This is a genomic window from Ruegeria sp. CDSA141, from assembly GCF_059612005.1.
The window spans coordinates 1-834 of the sequence record NZ_JBXWPT010000059.1 but is presented as its reverse complement, the minus strand read 5'-3'; the positions used below and the strand labels follow the sequence as shown (position 1 = coordinate 834).

At 53.6% G+C, this 834-nt stretch carries 1 protein-coding gene; it reads right to left on the bottom strand.

Going from position 1 to position 834, the window contains the following annotated elements; genetic code table 11:
• Positions 1 to 681 (bottom strand): ABC transporter permease family protein (locus AC2FLP_RS22115; RefSeq protein WP_496710081.1); only part of this gene is annotated, 681 nt, incomplete at its 3' end.
• Between the last annotated feature and the right edge of the window lie 153 nt (positions 682 to 834).

Below are 834 nucleotides of genomic sequence, written 5' to 3'. Positions count from 1 at the left end.
GATCGGCAACGCGATATGCCAGAAGTAATCGGCAATCTTGCCAAATACACTCAGGCTGTCCCAGTTGTCCGAGGTAAGCCCCCGCAACGGAAAGATCTGCCAATAGGACCCACCGGCAAATAGCACCAGCAGCAAAATGGCGAACAGAAATCCCGGGATGGCATAGGCCACGATGATGGCGCCACTGGTCCAGGTGTCAAAGCTTGATCCGTCCCTGATCGCCTTGCGAATACCCAGAGGGATCGACACCAGATAGGCAATCAGCGTCGACCAAAGCCCCAGCGAAATAGACACCGGCATCTTTTCCAGCACCAGATCGGTCACACTGATCGACCGGAAATAGCTCTCGCCAAAATCCAGAGTCAGGTAATTACCCATCATATTCAGAAACCGTTCCAAGGGCGGTTTGTCGAACCCGAATTCTTTTTCCAGTTCTTCGATGAATTCAGGCGGCAAGCCACGCCCGCCGATATAGCGGTCATTTGTGCCGCCGGTCTGCTGCTCAATATCGCCACCACCGCCAGCGATACCTTCAAATACATCTCCACCACCCTCCATCTGGGCGATGATCTGTTCAATCGGGCCGCCTGGCACAAACTGCACAAGGGTGAAGTTGACGATCATGATTCCCAGCAGTGTGGGAATGACCAGCAGCAGGCGTCTTAGAATATATGCTCCCATTTGGGCGGATTACCTCAAGGCGCCGGAGGATTTCAACTGGGCTTCCTGCTCGGCGTTGATCCACCACAGGTCTTCGACACCCAATGAATAAGGCGGCAGGTTTTCCGGGTATTCATACATGTCCCAATAGGCAACCCAGTATTTGCCCAGATC